The following is a 15,631-nucleotide window of genomic DNA, read 5'->3' as shown; positions in this document are numbered from 1 at the left end:
GACACAGACGAGCTGCGAGGCATCCGCTACAGGAGCGGGCCGGGTGACGACCGCAACCGGCCCGTGATGGCCGAACCGGCAAGGATTCCGAGCGCGATCGCGACCATCGTCGAGGCCGTCGTCACGAGGGTGGAGGTCCCGGCCTGGTCGCCGCCGAGCAGTGTGGCGACGCCGACGAGCCCGATCGCCCCGGGCACGAGCAGCCAGAACGCCGGGAGGAAGCTCACGACGGCGGGCGGGCCGGTGCGTTGCCGAGCCACGAGCACGGCGACCGGCGTCATCACGAGGGCGCCGACGAACGCCGAGAGCACGCCGCCGAAGAAGACGTCGCCGATGACCTGCGCGCCGTACGCCGAGTAGAGCACGAGCAGGATCCACAGGATCGAGTCGCGGCGACCGCAGTTGTAGACGACGATGCCCACGCCGAACACGGCGACGGCGATCCAGGGCGCGATCGGGCCGATCGGCTGGGACGCCGTCGTGAAGTCGATGCGCGGCACCCCGACGAGCGCGGCGGCCCCGATGATGCCGACCGCGAGCAGCACGAGCTGCATGGTGCCGGCCGCGAGGCGGCCGCCGCCCGCCATCATCTGGCCCGTCGTGAGCTCGATGACCCCGGTCGTGAGGAGCGAACCGGGCAGCAGCGTCACGAGCGGTGCGATCAGAGCCGGCAGCACCCCCGGGTCGAGCCCGACCCTGATGAGCAGGAACACCGCGATCGAGACGACGAACGCGATGGCCACCGTCACGAGCGCCTGGTAGTCGCGCGAGGCGCGGGCGGAGAGGAGCTGGGCGGTGCCCGCGAACAGGCCGAGCACGGTGGCGACCGCGGCACCGGTCCACGACGCGCCGAGCAGCACCGAGAGCCCGGCGGAGAGCAGCGCGTACGCGACGACCCGCTGCACCGGCGAGAACGGCAGCGGCTGCCCGCGGAGCTTCCGGATGCGGCGCTTCGTCGTCGCCGGGTCGATGGCACCGCTGCGAGCCGCCTCGATCGTGCGGTTCAGCGCATCGATCTGGGACAGCGTCAGCTTGCTGTGCCCGCTCGAGACGGCGCCGGTGCTGAGCTCCTCGACACCGCGAGACGACACGATCAGGGCGGTCGGGAAGACGATGATCTCCGTCGCCGGCGCCCCGTTGACCGTGGCGATGTCGTGCAGCGCAGCGTGCACGGTGGTCACGGAGTATCCCGCGTCGATCATCGCCTCGCCCGCCGTTTCCATCGCGGCGAGCGTGACGGCGGGCGGCGGGGCGTTTCCCGCCGGGAGGCCGCCGGGCGTGAGCACTCCCGCGGTGACCGGGCCGGTCTCCGTCGTCTCGTCAGTCGTTCCCGGCCGGCGGATCGCGAAGAGGACGGCGGCGCTCGCGAGCAGCACGAGCGCGGCGATGATCCACGACCACGGCGACTCGTCGTCGTCGAGCACCGCGGGCGGCACGGGCTCGAGCACGGGCGCCTCCGACGGGGTCTCCGTCGGAGCGGGCGGCGTCTCGGTCGCGGGCGCCTCGGTGGCGGGCGGTGTGGTCGGGGCAGGTTCCTCGGTCGGCACCGGCTCGTCGGTCGGCTCCGGCTCGGGTTCCGTCGTCGGGGTCGGGGTCGGCGACTCCACGGGCTGGTCCGAGGCCGGCGGCTCCTCGGCCGATACCGCCGCCCACGCCACGGTCGGCGAGGTGATGAGACATCCGATGCCGCACCAGCCGGCGGCGGCGATCGCTCCGACCGCGATGACGATCCGCACCCGCCCCCCGGCTGACATGACGCTCACTGTAGTCTCGGCCCGCGATGCGGCTCAAATGCCGCGGTGCACATCGGAGGCAACGAGGCACGCCGGAGGACGGGTATCGGGTACCTCCCACCCGACGCGTTGCCTCTCACGCAATGCGACCCTGCGTCCGCTGTGTCAGCGGAGGACTCCGGCGCGGTAGGCCGCCTCGGTGCGGGTCGATGCGCCGAGCTTGCGCAGGATCGCCGAGACGTGCACGCTCGCGGTCTTGCCGCTGATGAAGAGCCGTTCACCGATCTGGCGGTTGCTGAGCCCCTCGGCGATGAGTTCGAGCACCTGACGCTCGCGGGCGGTGAGTTCGGCGATGACATCGTCGGATGCCCCGGCACCCGCGATGCCCGGAGCGCCGCTGCCGCTCGCCGCCCTGCTGCGGCCCGAGCCCATGCCGCCGTCGAGGGCGAGCCCGGCCGCCGCGGCGACCTGTTCGACGCGATCGCGCACCGCGCCGACCCCGCCGCTGAGTGCGAGGTCGAAGGCGCTCTGCAGGGTGACCTTGGCTGCGGCCCGGTCGCCGAGTGCGAGCTCGGCCTCGCCCTGGCGGGTGAGGGCGTAGGGAGCGAGGTAGCCGGGTGCGGTGGGCGCGGCCGCGGCCTTCGCGGCGGCCTGCCAGGCCTCGGCGTCGGACCCGGCGGTGCCGCTGGGCGCCTCGGCGAGTTCGGCCTCGAAGAACGCCGCCCAGATCTCCTGCGTCGGCCAGTTGTGCATGGCGGCGAGCACCTCGCGGAGCGCCGGTTCGGCCGCGCCGATCTCTGCGGCGAGGGCATCGGGAATGCCGCCGGCACGCTCGCGGCCGGCACCGTCGCCGGAACGGGCAGCGCCCACGACACGAGCCGCGACCCAGACGAGCGGAAGGCCGTAGCCGGGCAGCGGCAGCCCGCGCTCGTCGAGCACCCGCTTCGCCTCGCGCCAGGCGCCGGCGACATCGCCTCCGGCGAGCGCGACCTCGGCGGCGACCCGACTGACGCTGAGTCGGGTCTGCTCCTCGACCTCCATGATGTCGGTCATGGTCGAGCGGACCCTGCGGAACTCCTCGGCCGCACGCACCGGGTCGCCGAGCCACAGGATCGACCAGATGCGCGCCCGCTGCAGGTACACCCCGAACGGCCCTGGCGGGTCGAGGGCGAGTGCGCGTTCGATGAGCGCCGCGGCACGATCCCACTCGCCGAGCGCGAAGAGCGGGTCGACCGCGTTGGAGGCGAGGATGAGGCCGGAGCTGCGCTCGACGCCCTGGGCCCGTGCCTGTTCGAGCCCCTGTTCGGCGAGGCGCACAGCTTCGGCGTAGTTGCCGACCAGGAAGTGCAGGTCGGAGGCGTTGACCCAGTAGCGCAGCATCGCCGCACCGTCGCCGTGCGCGAGTTCCTTCGCACGTTCGAGGCCGGCGAAGCCCGCCTCGACCTCGCCGCGGCTCGCGCGGCTGACGGCGGCCACATTGGCGGCGAGCGAGGCGTAACGCGGCGATTCGACCTCGAGCGCGACCTCGAGCGCGCGCTCGGCCGTGTCGACGGCTTCGTCGAGCTGCCCTTCGATCATGAACCGGCCGGCGAGCACGATGAGCACCGTCATGCGGAGTTCGCTCGGCCGATCGCCGAGCACCTCGAGCGCTTCTTCGAGCACCGGGATCGACCCCGGCCGCCCCACGCTGGCGAGGTCCATCGCCTTGTCGCGCAGGAATCGGGGGTACTGCGGCTCATCGCGGGGGCACTCGGCGAGCGCGGCCTTGACGAGGGCGAGGCTCCGCTCGCCCTCGCCGGCGTTTCGGAGGTGCGAGGCGGTGCGCCCCATGAGCTCGAGCTTCGTCATGCCCGCCGAGTGCTCGGGCTCGGGAACCACGTCCCACAGGCCGATCGCTCGTTCGCCGAGCTGCGCGGCGGTGCCGTACGCGGCTGCGGAGCGGGCCTCGCGCATCGCCTGGATCGTGGCGGGGAAGGCGCGCGCGGCATCGTGCGCGCCGAGCCAGTGGAACGAGATCTCGGCCGCGAGGCGCCGGGTGCCGGTCGTGGCCGCCGCCTCGTAGGCCTCGGCGTACCGCGAGTGGAATCGGGCCCGTTCGCCGGGCAGCAGGTCGGCGAGGATCGCCTCGCGCACGAGAGCGTGCCGGAACGCGTAGTCGTCGCCGTCGATCGTGAGCACGCCGGCCAGCACGCTCTCGCGGGCCGCGAGTTCGAGGTCGCCGGCCGTGCCGGGGAACACGGCCTCGAGCAGCGCGTGCGAGATGCGCACTCCCCCGACGCTCACGACGCGCAGCAGCGCCTGCGCCGAATCGCTGAGGCGCTCGTAGCGCGCGAGGAGCAGCTCGCGCAGCGTGTCGGGCAGCTCGCCCTCGTCGCGGCAGCCGTCGAGCCCGACGAGCTCTTCGATGAAGAACGGCACGCCGTCGCTGCGCCGGAACACCGTGTCGATGACCGCGTCCGTCGGCGGCTCGCCCACGAGCGACTTCGTGAGCTTGCGCACCTGCGCGCGGGTGAGCCGCGAGAGCTCGCGGCGATCGACCCAGCGGTCGCGCTCGGCCTCGGAGAGGAAGGCGCGCAGCGGATGCCCGCGCGTCACGTCTTCGCTGCGGTAGGTGAGCACGGTGAGCACCCGGCTCGACCCGAGCGCACGCAGCAGGAACCGCAGCAGTGCGAGCGTCGCAGCGTCGACCCAGTGCAGGTCTTCGATGACGAACACGACCGGCCGCTCGCGGGAGACGGTCTCGAGGAGCACCGCGATGCCCTCGTGCAACTGTCCGGTTGCGGCGCCGATGCCCGCCGGAGCCGCTGCAGCGGTGGCTGCGGCGTCGGGGTCGGATGCCGCGAGCTCGGGCAGGAGCGCCGCGAGCGCCGCTCGGCCGGGACCGGCCGCCTCGAGCACCCGCTCGGGCCCGATGTCGGCGATGAGCGTGCGCAGCGCCGCCTTCACCGGCGCGTACGGCGCCGCGACACTGCCGAGGTCGACGCACTGCCCGGCGAGCAGGCGCACATCGGACGGCAGCGAGCGCTGGAACTCGCGCACGAGCCGGGTCTTGCCGATGCCCGCCTCGCCGCCGATGATGACCGTGAACGGCGCGCCGGCGCGCACCTCGTCGAGGTGCTCATCGAGCCTCGCGAGGTCGGCGTCACGGCCGACCATGGCCGCCGCTGACGTGGTCACGATCTCATCGTGCCACGTCCCTCCGACAGCGGCAGCCTCCGCGGCATCCGTGATCGCGCTCGGCGGAATCGCCGACACGGTCGCAGGCGCCGTCGTGGCCGCCGTCGCCTCCGCGATCGCCGTCGCGATCACCGCAGGGCGAGGCGCGGCGCGCGGTGCAGGCGGCGGCGAAGGACCGGTTCCGACGACGCCCCCGCGTCGTCGGAACCGACCTCGTCGATGCCACGCTGCAGCCCGAGCTCCCGCTCGGCACGGTGCACGTCGCTCTGGTGCGCGTGCAGTGCGATGAAGTCTGCAGAGAACTGCATGTTGCCCTCCCCGGGTGTCTCCGATCGTGCGACCGGATGCCTCCAGCGTGTGCTCTGAGGCACCTGAGGCTCATCGGGCGATCGCCCTATTTCACTGCGGCTGCCGCCTCAGATCCGTCTGAGGCGGCAGGCACGAGGCGGCAGGCGGCGGTGATCAGTGTGCGATCGTCGGCGTGCGACGGTAGCCGTCGCGGGCGAACTGCACGACCGCGGCGGAGACCGCCACGACGGCGATCAGCGCGACCGCTGCGAGGAACAGGATCGAGAACATGGCGCACCTCCCTTCTGCATGAACCGGCGGAATCCGATGGAAACCGAAGAAACCTCAGAGCAGCCTGCCTGGGCCGTCGGCCGACGTCGACAGTGCGACCACCGAGTCCGGTGTCGGGGTGCCTTCGGGGGTCAGCACTGAGGGCTCCGGTGCGCCCCATCGGCGGACGAGCGGCACGACGCCGGCCCAGACGGAGTGGTCCTCGCCGTCGTCCTCCGCCTCCGAGGCCCCGGCCGCCCTCGTCTTCACGACCACGTCGTCCAGCCGGAGTCGCAGCACCCTGGTGGCGGCGATCTCCTTGCGGGTCATGGCGCGCACCTCGGCGGGGCGGCCGGGCATGAGCCGTTCCGAGAGCGCGAGCAGCGCGGCATCCGCCGCCTCGCCCTCAACCGGCTCGAGCACGCCGTAGACGACGGCGCTGCGGTAGTTCATCGAGCTGTCGAAGAGCGAACGGGCGAAGACGAGCCCGTCGAGCGCGGTCACGGCGAAGGCCACGGTCCGGCCCTCGGATGCCGCGCGCAGAGCGAACCCGCCGCCGGTCGAGCCGTGCACGAGCAGGTACTCGCCGTCGCGGGCGTAGCCCATCGGCACGACGATCGGCACGCCGTCGGCGGCGACGGCCAGGTGGCCGACGAGTTCGGTGTCGAGGAGCTCGAAGAGCGCGTCGCGGTCGGTCGTCTGGCGCTCCGACATGCGGCGGATGCGTCGGGGCGCGGGTGCTGGGGATGCCTGGTCGATCGTGGTCACGATTCGAGTCTCGGCCGTACACTGGTCGCATTCACAGTCCAGTTCTCGCAATTCCGAGCAGTCCAGTGAGGAGCGCCGCGTGGACGGTCCGATCATCACCCTCGACCGCGCCTCCGGCCTGCCCATCGGTGCCCAGCTCGTGACCGCGCTGCGGCAGGGCGTGCTCGACGGCAGCCTCCGCCCCGGCGACCCCGTGCCGTCGACCCGCGCCCTCGCGAAGGCGCTCGGCGTCTCGCGGAGCGCCGTCGTCTCGGCCTACGACCAGCTCGCCGGCGAGGGCTACCTCGAGACCCGGCAGGGTGCGGCGACACGCGTCGCCGAGATCCAGCCGCTCCTCGACCCGGCTGGGGGCGCCACGGCGACCGCGCCGACGGCACCGGCGACGGCACCGGTGCCATCGGCACCCACGACCGAGCGCCCTGTGGAGCCGCGCATCAACCTGCTGCCCGGCCGGCCCTCGACCTCGCGCATCGACACCCGCGCCTGGCGAGCAGCCTGGCGGCAGGCCGCCGCGCTCGAGGTGCCCGCGGATTCGCCGCCGCTGTTCGGCGTGCCGCGGCTGCGCGCCGAGATCGCCGATCACCTGCGGCATGCGCGCGGACTCGCCTGCTCGCCCGACGACATCGTCGTCACCGCCGGCACGAGCGAGGCGCTCGGGCTCGTGGCATCCGTCGTCGCGCACCTCGCCGGGCGGCCGCCGCTGATCGCGATCGAACATCCCGGCTACCCGTCTGCGCGCCGCCTGTTCGAGCGGCGGGGCGCCCGAACGGCGCCCGTCACCGTCGATCGCGACGGCTTCGACGTCGGCGCCCTGCGGCGCCTGCCCGGCCGGCCCGACGCCGTCATGGTCACGCCGAGCCACCAGTACCCCCTCGGCGGGCGCCTCCCCGTCTCGACCCGCCTCGACCTCATCGCCTGGGCGCGGGAGACGGGCGGGCTCGTGATCGAGGACGACTACGACAGCGAGTTCCGCCACCTCGGGCCGCCCCTGCCCGCGCTGGCCTCCCTCGACGACGCCGGCAGGGTCGTGCTCGTCGGCAGCTTCTCGAAGGTGCTGACGCCGTGGATCCGGCTCGGCTACCTCGTGCTGCCGCCGTCGAACCGCGAACTGCGCGCGGCGATCGCCGGGGCGCGCGACGATGAGGCCTGCCCGGTGCCCGGCGTCGCGCAGCACGCGATCGCCGAGCTGCTCGCGAGCGGCGCCGTGCGGCGGCACATCGCGGTCTCGCGGCGCGAGTACGCCCATCGGCGCGGGCTCGTGCTCGCTGACCTCGACGGCCTGCCGGGGGCTCCCCTCTCCGGACTCGCCGGCGGGCTGCACGCGGTCGTCGAGCTGCCGGATGCCGCGGCATCCGCTGCCCTCGTGACCCGGCTCGCGAGCGAGGGTGTCGCCGTCGCACCGCTCTCGGACTACTCCGCGGTGCTCGGCGACGAGCGGCCCGGCATCGTCTTCGGCTACGCGGCGCCGAGCGACACCCAGCTCGTCGAGGGGCTCGCGCGCATTCGCAGCGCCATCCTCGACGGCCTCGCCGGCCCCTGGCCCTCCTCCCCACTCCACCCGCCCGGCTCGACGACGTGAACGGGCCGGATTCCCGGCCCGAATGTCACCTTCGGCTCGCTGTCGCGAACCTGCCGCAGCAGATAGGGTGAACCGACCGGCGCGCCGAGGGTGGCGTGCCACCCCACGGTTGGAGGCCCGGTGAGGCGAGCAGTCGGCAGAATCGCGGCATCCGTCGCCGTGGGAGTGCTCGCGATGTCGGGCGCGCTGCTGCTGAGCGGATGCGTCGCAGCCCCGACCCCGCCACCGGTCACGGTCGTCGCGACCGTCACGGCCACCCCGAAGCCCAAGCCGACTCCGACTCCGACCGCCGCGCCGCCCGTCGAGCCCGCCCCCGCGCCGGCCCCCGAGCCCGTGCCGAACGCGCCGGCGCCCGTCTACGAACCCGGCCCCGCAGTCGACCTCGGCGCGCGCGACGGCGCCAACGGCACCCCATCGCTCGACGGCTCCGGCATGCCGATCAGCTACGTCGTGGTCTCGGGCGACAGCTTCTTCGACATCGCCCAGCGCTTCGACCTGCCGCAGCAGCAGATGCTGCGCATGAATCCGCAGGTGCACGACTTCGGCGAGAACGTCTACATCGGCGACGTCATCAACCTCGACTGGACCAAGACCGGATGACCCTGGCCGCCGCGGTCGACGTGATCGTCACGATCACCCCCTGGAACCCGTGGCCGGTCGCGATCCCCCTGGTGGTGCTCGTCGTGGCCGTCGTGGTCTCGATCGTCGGCACTCGGCGCCGCTCGAAGCCGATTCGCGAGCTCGGGTACGTCCTCTTCATCGTCTCGGCGCTCACCGCCGGCGGCATGGCCTGGGTGCTCTCGGGCATCTGGGACACGCGGGCGCGCGAGCAGGCCCTCGAGGAGCTCGGCTACATCTCGCCGACGTTCAGTGGCGGGATGGGCGTCTCCGAGCGCGGCCTGGCGCCCATCGACTTCACGGCGGAACTCGACGACGGCACGCGGGTCAACGGGGTGCTCGTCGACCAGGGCGGCGGGCGCTGGCTGGTGAAGGTCGACGACTGAGGCCTACGCGGCGCGCCCTGCATCGGGTCGCCCTGCGTGCTCAGGCGAAGAGCGACTGACCCACGAACTCGCCCTCGGAGACCCCGCCGGGCACCGCGAAGATCGCCGAGCCGACGTGCTTCAGGTACTCGTTCAGTCCGTCGCGCGCGAGACTCGTCTGCACGTCGATGAACTGCTGCGGCGAGCGCTGGAACGACAGGAAGAAGAGTCCGGCGTCGAGCCGGCCGAGCGAGTCGTTGCCGTCGACGAAGTTGTATCCCCTGCGGAGCATACGAGCTCCGCCGTTCGTCGTGGGGTGCGCGAGCCGCACGTGCGCGTTGGTGTCGATGAGCGGCGCATCGGTCGCGCCGGTCTTCTCGAAGTCGGGCTCGGTGAACTCGGTGCCGCCGGAGAGCGGCGCCCCCTCGCCCTTCGAGCGACCGACGAGCATCTCCTGCTCGCCGAGCTGCACGCGGTCCCAGTTCTCGATGATCATGCGGATGCGCCGGGCGACGAGGTACGAACCGCCCGCGAGCCAGGCGGGCTCGTCGGCTGCGTGCACCCAGATCTGGTCGTCGACGGTGGCCTGCTCCTCGGCCTTGACGTTCGCGGTGCCGTCCTTGAACCCGAAGAGGTTGCGCGGGGTCGCCTGCGTCGTCGACGTCGACGAGGTGCGGCCGAAGCCGAGCTGCGACCAGCGCAGGCTCGCCCGCCCGAACGCGATGCGGCTGAGGTTGCGGATCGCGTGCACGGCGACCTGCGGGTCGTCGGCGCAGGCCTGGATGCAGAGGTCGCCGCCCGAGATCTCGGGCACGAGCGCGTCGCCCTGGAACCGCGGCAGCGGTTCGAGCATCGCCGGACGCCGGGCCGCGAGGCCGAACCGGTCGGCCCCCGATGCGTCGGTGAAGAGACCCGGACCGAACCCGAAGGTGATCGTGAGCCCGCTCGCGGGCAGGCCGAGCGCTTCGCCCGTGTCGACCGGCGGCGCGTAGTCGGAGCCGCCGACGGCCCCGCCCTCGGCGACCTCGAGGCCCTGGCTCAGCCGAGCCGCGGCATCCGTCCACTCCCTCAGCAGCGCGATCAGCCCGTCGCGGTCGAGGGTGTCGACGACGTCGAAGGCGGCGAAGTGCAGGCGGTCCTGCGCGGGGGTGACGATGCCGGCCTGGTGCGCGCCGAAGAACGGGTAGACGGATGCCGCGGGGCTCGCCGCCCCGGCACCGCCGGTCGCCGCGACCGCGACGCCGGCCCCGGCGGCAGCACCGACCACCGCGCCGGCCGCGCCCGCGCCGAGCAGCCCGAACAGACCGCGGCGGCTCACGCCACTCGCGGGGTGAGGAGCCGACGGAGAAGGCGACTCGAAACCCTCGCCGGCGAGAGCCGGGGTTCGAGACGCGCCCTCCTGCGTCGGCTGCTTCTCACCCTGCGCTTCGTCGCTCATCAGACCCCGAGCACCGTTGCGGTCAGCTGCGAGAGCGGCTCGGCGAGTGCGTTGACCTGGTCGCTGAGCGCCTTCGTGTCGGCGTCGGTCAGCGTCGCGTAGTCGACGAAGCCCGACTCGAGCGAGCCGTACTCGGCGAGCGCCGCCTCGAGCGCGGTGAACTGCTCGTCGATCTCGGTCGCGAGCTCGGCGCCCTCGTCGCCCTTCGACTCGGCGAGCGCCCGGACCGCGCCGAACGCGACGCCTGCGCCCTGCACGTTGGCGGCGAAGTCGGAGAGGTCGGTGCCCGACCACCAGTCCTCCTCACCGGTGATCTTGCCCGCTGCGACCTCATCGAGGAGGGCGATCGCGCCGTTCGAGATGTCGGCGAGCGAGACGGTGAAGTCCTTCGCGGTCACGAGCTCGTGCAGCTCCGCGACATCCGCGACGAGGCCGTCGGCATACGCCTGGCGCTCCTCAGGGGTCGACGGCGCCCAGTCCTTCAGCGCGTCCTGACCGTCGGAGTTCAGGTCGCCGGCCGCCGGCGGCCAGAGGTCCTTCTCGATGCGGTGGAAGCCGGTCCACTCGAGGCCGTCGGCGACGGCGTCGACCTCGCGGAAGTCGATCTTCGGGTCGAGGTCGCCGAACGCCTCTGCCGTGGGCTCGATGCGCTCGTAGGGCACGCGGGTCGCGGCGAAGAGCGAGCGGGCGGTCTCGTCGTCGCCGGCGGCGTACGCGGCGGCGAACGTCTCGACGAGCGGCAGCAGCTCGGCCGACTGCGAGCGCACGTACCCGAGGTACTCGGTGACGGCCTGGTCGGTGAGCGCCTGGTCGTCGGCGGAGACCTCGGAGGCCTCGCCCGTGACGTTGAACTCCGCCAGCCCGATCGGGGCGCCCACCTGCTGGAACTTGCACGCCGTGTAGTAGGTGCCCGGTTCGAGCTGCGCGGTGAAGTCGACGGTCTGACCCGGGGTGACGTTCTCCTTCTCGCCCACGATGCGCAGCTGGTCGTCGGCGAGGATCTCGAACTCGTTGACGTCGGAGCCGGTGTTGGCGAGCGTGAACGTCACGGCGCCGGCGGGTGCGGTGGCGGTGGCCACGGCGCATCCGTCGTCGGTGATGTCGACCGCGATCGCCGAGGCGAGGTCGGATTTCGCGACGCAGCCGGTGAGGGCGAGCGCGAGTGCGGTCACGGCGGCGGATGCCGCGAGGGCGCGTCGGGTCATGGATGCTCCTGGAGTCGGGGTGGGTGAGACGTGGTGCCGGTCGGGTCAGCTCGCCGCAGCGGGCGTCACGGCCGGCGCGGAAGCGGCAGCGGCAGCGGGCGCAGGCGCTGACGCGGGACGGCGTCGCCGGTGCAGCATGCCGAGGTAGAGCGTCGTCGTGATGACGACGTAGAGGATCCAGGCGACGACCTGCGCCCAGGTCGGCTCGGGCGTGAAGTTGAAGATGCCGCCGAGCAGCGTGCCGTACCAGCTGCCGGGGGGCACGAGCTCGACGAGGCTGAACGCGTGGGTGCCCCAACCGGGGATGACCGACGCCTCCTGCAGGTCGCCGATGCCGTACACGAGCACGCCGGCCGCGACGAGGATGAGGAAGAGGCCGGTCCAGGTGAAGAACACCGAGAGGTTGATGCGCACGAGCCCGCGCGAGATGCCCCACGAGATGACGATCGCGGTGACGATGCCGAGCAGGGCGCCCGTGGTGCCGAGCACGGGGTCGTTGCCGCCCGATACGTTGGCCCAGACGAAGAGGGCGGTCTCGATGCCCTCGCGGCCGACGGCGAGCGCGCCGAGCAGCACGATCGCGAACCACGAACGGTCGACCGCGGCATCCACCTGGCCGCGCAGCTCCTTCGAGAGGCCCGCGCCGTGCGTGCCCATCCAGAAGATCATCCACGTCACGAGCGCGACCGCGACGAGGGAGAGCACGCCGCCGAGCACCTCCTGCGCCTGGAAGGTCATCGCGTACGGGCCCCAGGTGAGCAGTGCACCGACGCCGAGCGAGACGGCGACCGCGATGCCGATGCCGAACCAGAGGCGGCCGAAGAGGTCGCGGCGATCGATCTTGCCGAGGTAGGCGATGAGGATGCCGACGATGAGCCCTGCTTCGAGGCCTTCGCGGAGGCCGATCAGGTAGTTGGCGAGCACGCGCGTCTCCCGGGTACGAACGGAGTGGATTGAGCTAAGGCTAACCTAAGTATCGCGATCGGGCGAACCCTGGACGCGACGCCGGATTCCCACGCTGCGCACGGTTTTCGAGGGCGGGCGACACCGGCCCGTCACGGGGCGTAGCGTGGGAACGTGCTGACTCCGCCGAAGACCGACAAGCGACCCATCGAACGCGTGCACCACGGCGACGTCGTCGTCGACGACTACGAGTGGCTACGCGCCAAGGACGACCCCGAGGTGCTCGCGCACCTGCACGAGGAGAACGCCTACACGAAGGCGAGGACCGAGCACCTCGCGATCCTGCAGGAGCAGATCTTCGAGGAGATCACCACCCGCACCAAGGAGACCGACCTCAGCGTGCCCACCCGCGAGGGCGACTGGTGGTACTACACCCGCACGGTCGAGGGCCGGGAGTACGGCATCCACTGCCGGGTGCCCGCCGCCGGCCCCGACGACTGGGAACCCCCGGTGACGGATGACTCGGGCGCCCCCTTGCCCGGCGAGCAGGTGCTGCTCGACGACAACGCCGAAGCGAAGGGTCACGACTTCTACTCGCTCGGCAGCTTCGACGTCACCGCCGATGGAGCGACCCTGCTCTACGCGATCGACCTCGAGGGCGACGAGCGGTACACGATCCGGCTGCGTTCGCTCGACGGCTCCGGCCGCGAGTACGCCGACGTCATCGAGGGCACCTCGAGCGGCACGACCTTCGACCCCAGCGGGCGCCACGTGTTCTACGCGACCGTCGACGAGTCGTGGCGGCCCGACACCATCTGGCGGCACGAGATCGGCACCCCGGCATCCGACGACGTCTCGGTCTTCACCGAGCCCGACGAGCGCTTCTGGCTCGGCGTCGGCGTGACCCGCAGCCGCAGGTTCCTCGTCATCGAGGCGGGCTCCAACGTCACGAGCGAGACCTGGCTGCTCGACGCCGCCGATCCGACCGGCGAGTTCTCCGTCGTCTGGCCCCGCAAGGACGGGGTGGAGTACGACGTCGAGCACGTCGTCGCCGGCGGCACGGACCGCCTGCTCATCGTGCACAACGACGAGGCCGTGAACTTCGAGCTCGTGAGCGTCGCGGCATCCGACCCGCAGGGCGACCGTCGCGTGCTGCTGCCGCACGACCCGGCCGTGCGCCTCGAGGGCGTCGATGCGTTCCGCGACTTCGTCGCCGTCGAGTACCGCCGCGAGGGGCTGCCGCGCGTCGCCGTCGCGAAGGTGCCGGCCGCCGGCCTGCCCGCCTCGGCGACGCCCGACGACACCCTGCACGAGCTCGCCTTCGACGAGGCGCTCTTCTCGGTGGGCCTTTCGGGCAACCCCGACTGGGCCCAGCCGACGCTGCGCATCGGGTACACGAGCTTCGTCACCCCCTCGACCGTCTACGACGTCGTCGTCGCGACCGGCGAGCGCCGGCTGCGCAAGCGCCAGGCCGTGCTCGGCGACTACGACGCGACCCGCTACTCCCAGCGCCGCGAGTGGGCGACGGCCGACGACGGCACGCGCATCCCGGTGTCACTCGTCTACCGGCACGACCTCGTCGACCTCGGCACGCCCGCACCGACGCTGCTCTACGGCTACGGCTCCTACGAGCACTCGATCGACCCCGGCTTCGGCATCCCGCGCCTGTCGCTGCTCGACCGCGGCATGGTCTTCGCTGTGGCGCACGTGCGCGGCGGCGGCGAGATGGGGCGGCTCTGGTACGAGCATGGCAAGAAGCTCGAGAAGCGCAACACCTTCACCGACTTCGCGGCGGTCGCCCGACACCTCATCGACGAGGACATCACGGCGCCCGACCGACTCGTCGCGCAGGGCGGCAGCGCCGGCGGCCTCCTGATCGGGGCCGTCGCGAACCTCGCTCCGAAGTACTTCTCGGGCTTCCTCGCCGAGGTGCCGTTCGTCGACCCGCTGACCTCGATCCTCGATCCGTCGCTGCCGCTCACGGTCATCGAGTGGGACGAGTGGGGCAACCCGCTCGACGACGACGAGGTCTACTCCTACATGAAGTCGTACTCCCCCATCGAGAACGTGCACGTCAACCACTACCCGCCGATCCTCGCCGTGACGTCGCTGAACGACACCCGCGTGCTCTACGTCGAGCCGGCGAAATGGGTTGCGAAGCTGCGCGACGTCGGCGCCGACCCGCTGCTGAAGATCGAGATGGCCGCCGGGCACGGCGGCGTCTCGGGCCGGTACGCGGCGTGGCGCGAGCGCGCGTTCGCCTACGCGTGGGTCGTCGACGCGGCCGGGGCGCACCCCAGCGGCGAGTGACCGAACGCGCTCTTCTCAAACGAGGCAGATCTCACATGGACAGAGGATGCCCCTGCATGACGAGCCGCTCAGAACAACGTGGGTTCTCGCGACCCCGGGCTGGGATACATCCTCATCCCGAGTGAGCAGCTTGAGGAAGGCGACGTTATGTGCGGCACGCTACCGCGACGCCGTGCGCATATATAAAGATTCGGCGGTTTTTTTACACGTTCTCGCTTCGTGTCAAATGCTTTGACACGTGACACCACGTGACACCTTCGACCGGAGCCGGTCGGCCGTCGGTGACGTCAGCGCAGCCGCTCGTAGGTGATGTGCGTCGCGAGCGGGGTGTTCAGCACATCGACGGGAGTGAGCGACGGGCCGGCGAACCCCTCGAAGAGCCGTTCGCCGCTGCCCAGCATGATCGGCGAGATCGTGACGATGATGCGGTCGATGAGGCCGGCGGCGAGGTACTGGCGCACGGTGCTCGCGCCGCCCGCGATCGAGATGCGCCCGTCGCCGACCGCAGCTCTCGCCTGCGCGAGCGCGTCCTCGATGCCGGTCGTGACGAAGTGGAACGTGGTGCCGCCCTCCATCGGGATCGGGTCGTGCGGGTGGTGCGTGAGCACGTAGACCGGCCCGTGGTACGGCGGTTCGTCGCCCCACCAGCCCTTCCACTCCTCGTCGGTCCACTCGCCGCGAATTGGCCCGAACATGTTCCGACCCATGATGTAGGCGCGCGGCGCGAGGATCTGCTCGACGATCGAGGCGTTCTCGTCGGGTTGCTCGAACATCCACCGGTGCAGGTCTTCACCGCCCTCGCCCAGCGGGTCGGTGCGCGTCTGGTTCGGCCCGGCGACGAAGCCGTCGAGCGAGATCGAGAGGTTGGCCGTGACGAGGCCGTCGTTGAACGTCATGCGCGACACCGTACGCCGCCCCGCCGACACCCGCACCGGTGCATGCGAACGCACCGATTCAGCGCTGAGCGAGCACCGTTC

12 protein-coding genes are annotated in these 15,631 nt (G+C 72.0%); 4 read left to right on the top strand and 8 right to left on the bottom strand.

Going from position 1 to position 15,631, the window contains the following annotated elements; genetic code table 11:
* Positions 1-26 precede the first annotated feature (26 nt).
* From ASE14_RS12555 to ASE14_RS12540, 4 genes are all read right to left on the bottom strand, one after another.
* On the bottom strand, positions 27-1,754 hold the full coding sequence (locus ASE14_RS12555; protein WP_157372968.1) for a threonine/serine exporter ThrE family protein: 1,728 nt from the start codon (positions 1,752-1,754) through the stop codon (positions 27-29).
* Positions 1,755-1,898: 144 nt separating this feature from the next.
* A complete protein-coding gene (locus tag ASE14_RS12550) occupies positions 1,899-4,910 on the bottom strand; it encodes an AAA family ATPase (RefSeq protein ID WP_157372967.1) in 3,012 nt (1,003 codons plus the stop codon).
* 128 nt (positions 4,911-5,038) lie between these two features.
* Complete coding sequence (locus ASE14_RS12545) at positions 5,039-5,218, bottom strand: hypothetical protein (protein ID WP_056654948.1); 180 nt, start codon at positions 5,216-5,218, stop codon at positions 5,039-5,041.
* Between the two features lie 325 nt (positions 5,219-5,543).
* Entirely contained in the window at positions 5,544-6,236 is a 693-nt protein-coding gene (locus ASE14_RS12540; RefSeq protein ID WP_200953318.1) for a pyridoxamine 5'-phosphate oxidase family protein, read from the bottom strand.
* A 79-nt stretch (positions 6,237-6,315) separates the two neighbouring features.
* Between ASE14_RS12540 and ASE14_RS12535 the strand changes: the two genes are divergently transcribed.
* The 3 genes from ASE14_RS12535 to ASE14_RS12525 all read left to right on the top strand — a co-directional run bounded on the left by ASE14_RS12535 (position 6,316) and on the right by ASE14_RS12525 (position 8,819).
* A complete protein-coding gene (locus ASE14_RS12535) occupies positions 6,316-7,815 on the top strand; it encodes a PLP-dependent aminotransferase family protein (protein WP_056654947.1) in 1,500 nt (499 codons plus the stop codon).
* A 120-nt stretch (positions 7,816-7,935) separates the two neighbouring features.
* A complete protein-coding gene (locus tag ASE14_RS12530) occupies positions 7,936-8,415 on the top strand; it encodes a LysM domain-containing protein (RefSeq protein WP_157372966.1) in 480 nt (159 codons plus the stop codon).
* Positions 8,412-8,819: a hypothetical protein gene (locus tag ASE14_RS12525; RefSeq protein ID WP_056654943.1), complete on the top strand. Its 408-nt coding sequence runs from the start codon at positions 8,412-8,414 to the stop codon at positions 8,817-8,819. The genes ASE14_RS12530 and ASE14_RS12525 overlap by 4 nt, the downstream gene beginning before the upstream one ends.
* A 40-nt stretch (positions 8,820-8,859) precedes the next feature.
* On the opposite strand, the gene efeB is transcribed toward ASE14_RS12525, so the two are convergent.
* Genes efeB through efeU form a run of 3 tightly spaced genes read right to left on the bottom strand, consistent with a single transcriptional unit; the run spans position 8,860 to position 12,365 of the window.
* On the bottom strand, positions 8,860-10,236 hold the full coding sequence (gene efeB, locus ASE14_RS12520) for an iron uptake transporter deferrochelatase/peroxidase subunit (protein WP_056654941.1): 1,377 nt from the start codon (positions 10,234-10,236) through the stop codon (positions 8,860-8,862).
* On the bottom strand, positions 10,236-11,441 hold the full coding sequence (gene efeO, locus ASE14_RS12515) for an iron uptake system protein EfeO (protein ID WP_056654939.1): 1,206 nt from the start codon (positions 11,439-11,441) through the stop codon (positions 10,236-10,238). The genes efeB and efeO overlap by 1 nt, the downstream gene beginning before the upstream one ends.
* A 45-nt stretch (positions 11,442-11,486) precedes the next feature.
* On the bottom strand, positions 11,487-12,365 hold the full coding sequence (gene efeU, locus ASE14_RS12510; RefSeq protein WP_056654937.1) for an iron uptake transporter permease EfeU: 879 nt from the start codon (positions 12,363-12,365) through the stop codon (positions 11,487-11,489).
* Between the two features lie 153 nt (positions 12,366-12,518).
* Here efeU and ASE14_RS12505 point away from each other — a divergent pair, with 153 nt between their 5' ends.
* Entirely contained in the window at positions 12,519-14,654 is a 2,136-nt protein-coding gene (locus ASE14_RS12505) for a S9 family peptidase (RefSeq protein ID WP_056654935.1), read from the top strand.
* A 287-nt stretch (positions 14,655-14,941) separates the two neighbouring features.
* Here the strand turns inward: ASE14_RS12505 and ASE14_RS12500 are convergent, their stop codons facing one another.
* Positions 14,942-15,550, bottom strand: a complete 609-nt coding sequence (locus tag ASE14_RS12500) for a dihydrofolate reductase family protein (RefSeq protein WP_056656330.1) — start codon at positions 15,548-15,550, stop codon at positions 14,942-14,944.
* Between the last annotated feature and the right edge of the window lie 81 nt (positions 15,551-15,631).

Origin of the sequence: Agromyces sp. Root81 (assembly GCF_001429165.1) — a bacterium.
GTDB lineage: Bacteria > Actinomycetota > Actinomycetes > Actinomycetales > Microbacteriaceae > Agromyces.
The sequence above is the reverse complement of the archived record's forward strand: the minus strand, read 5'-3'. Positions and strand labels throughout refer to the sequence as shown.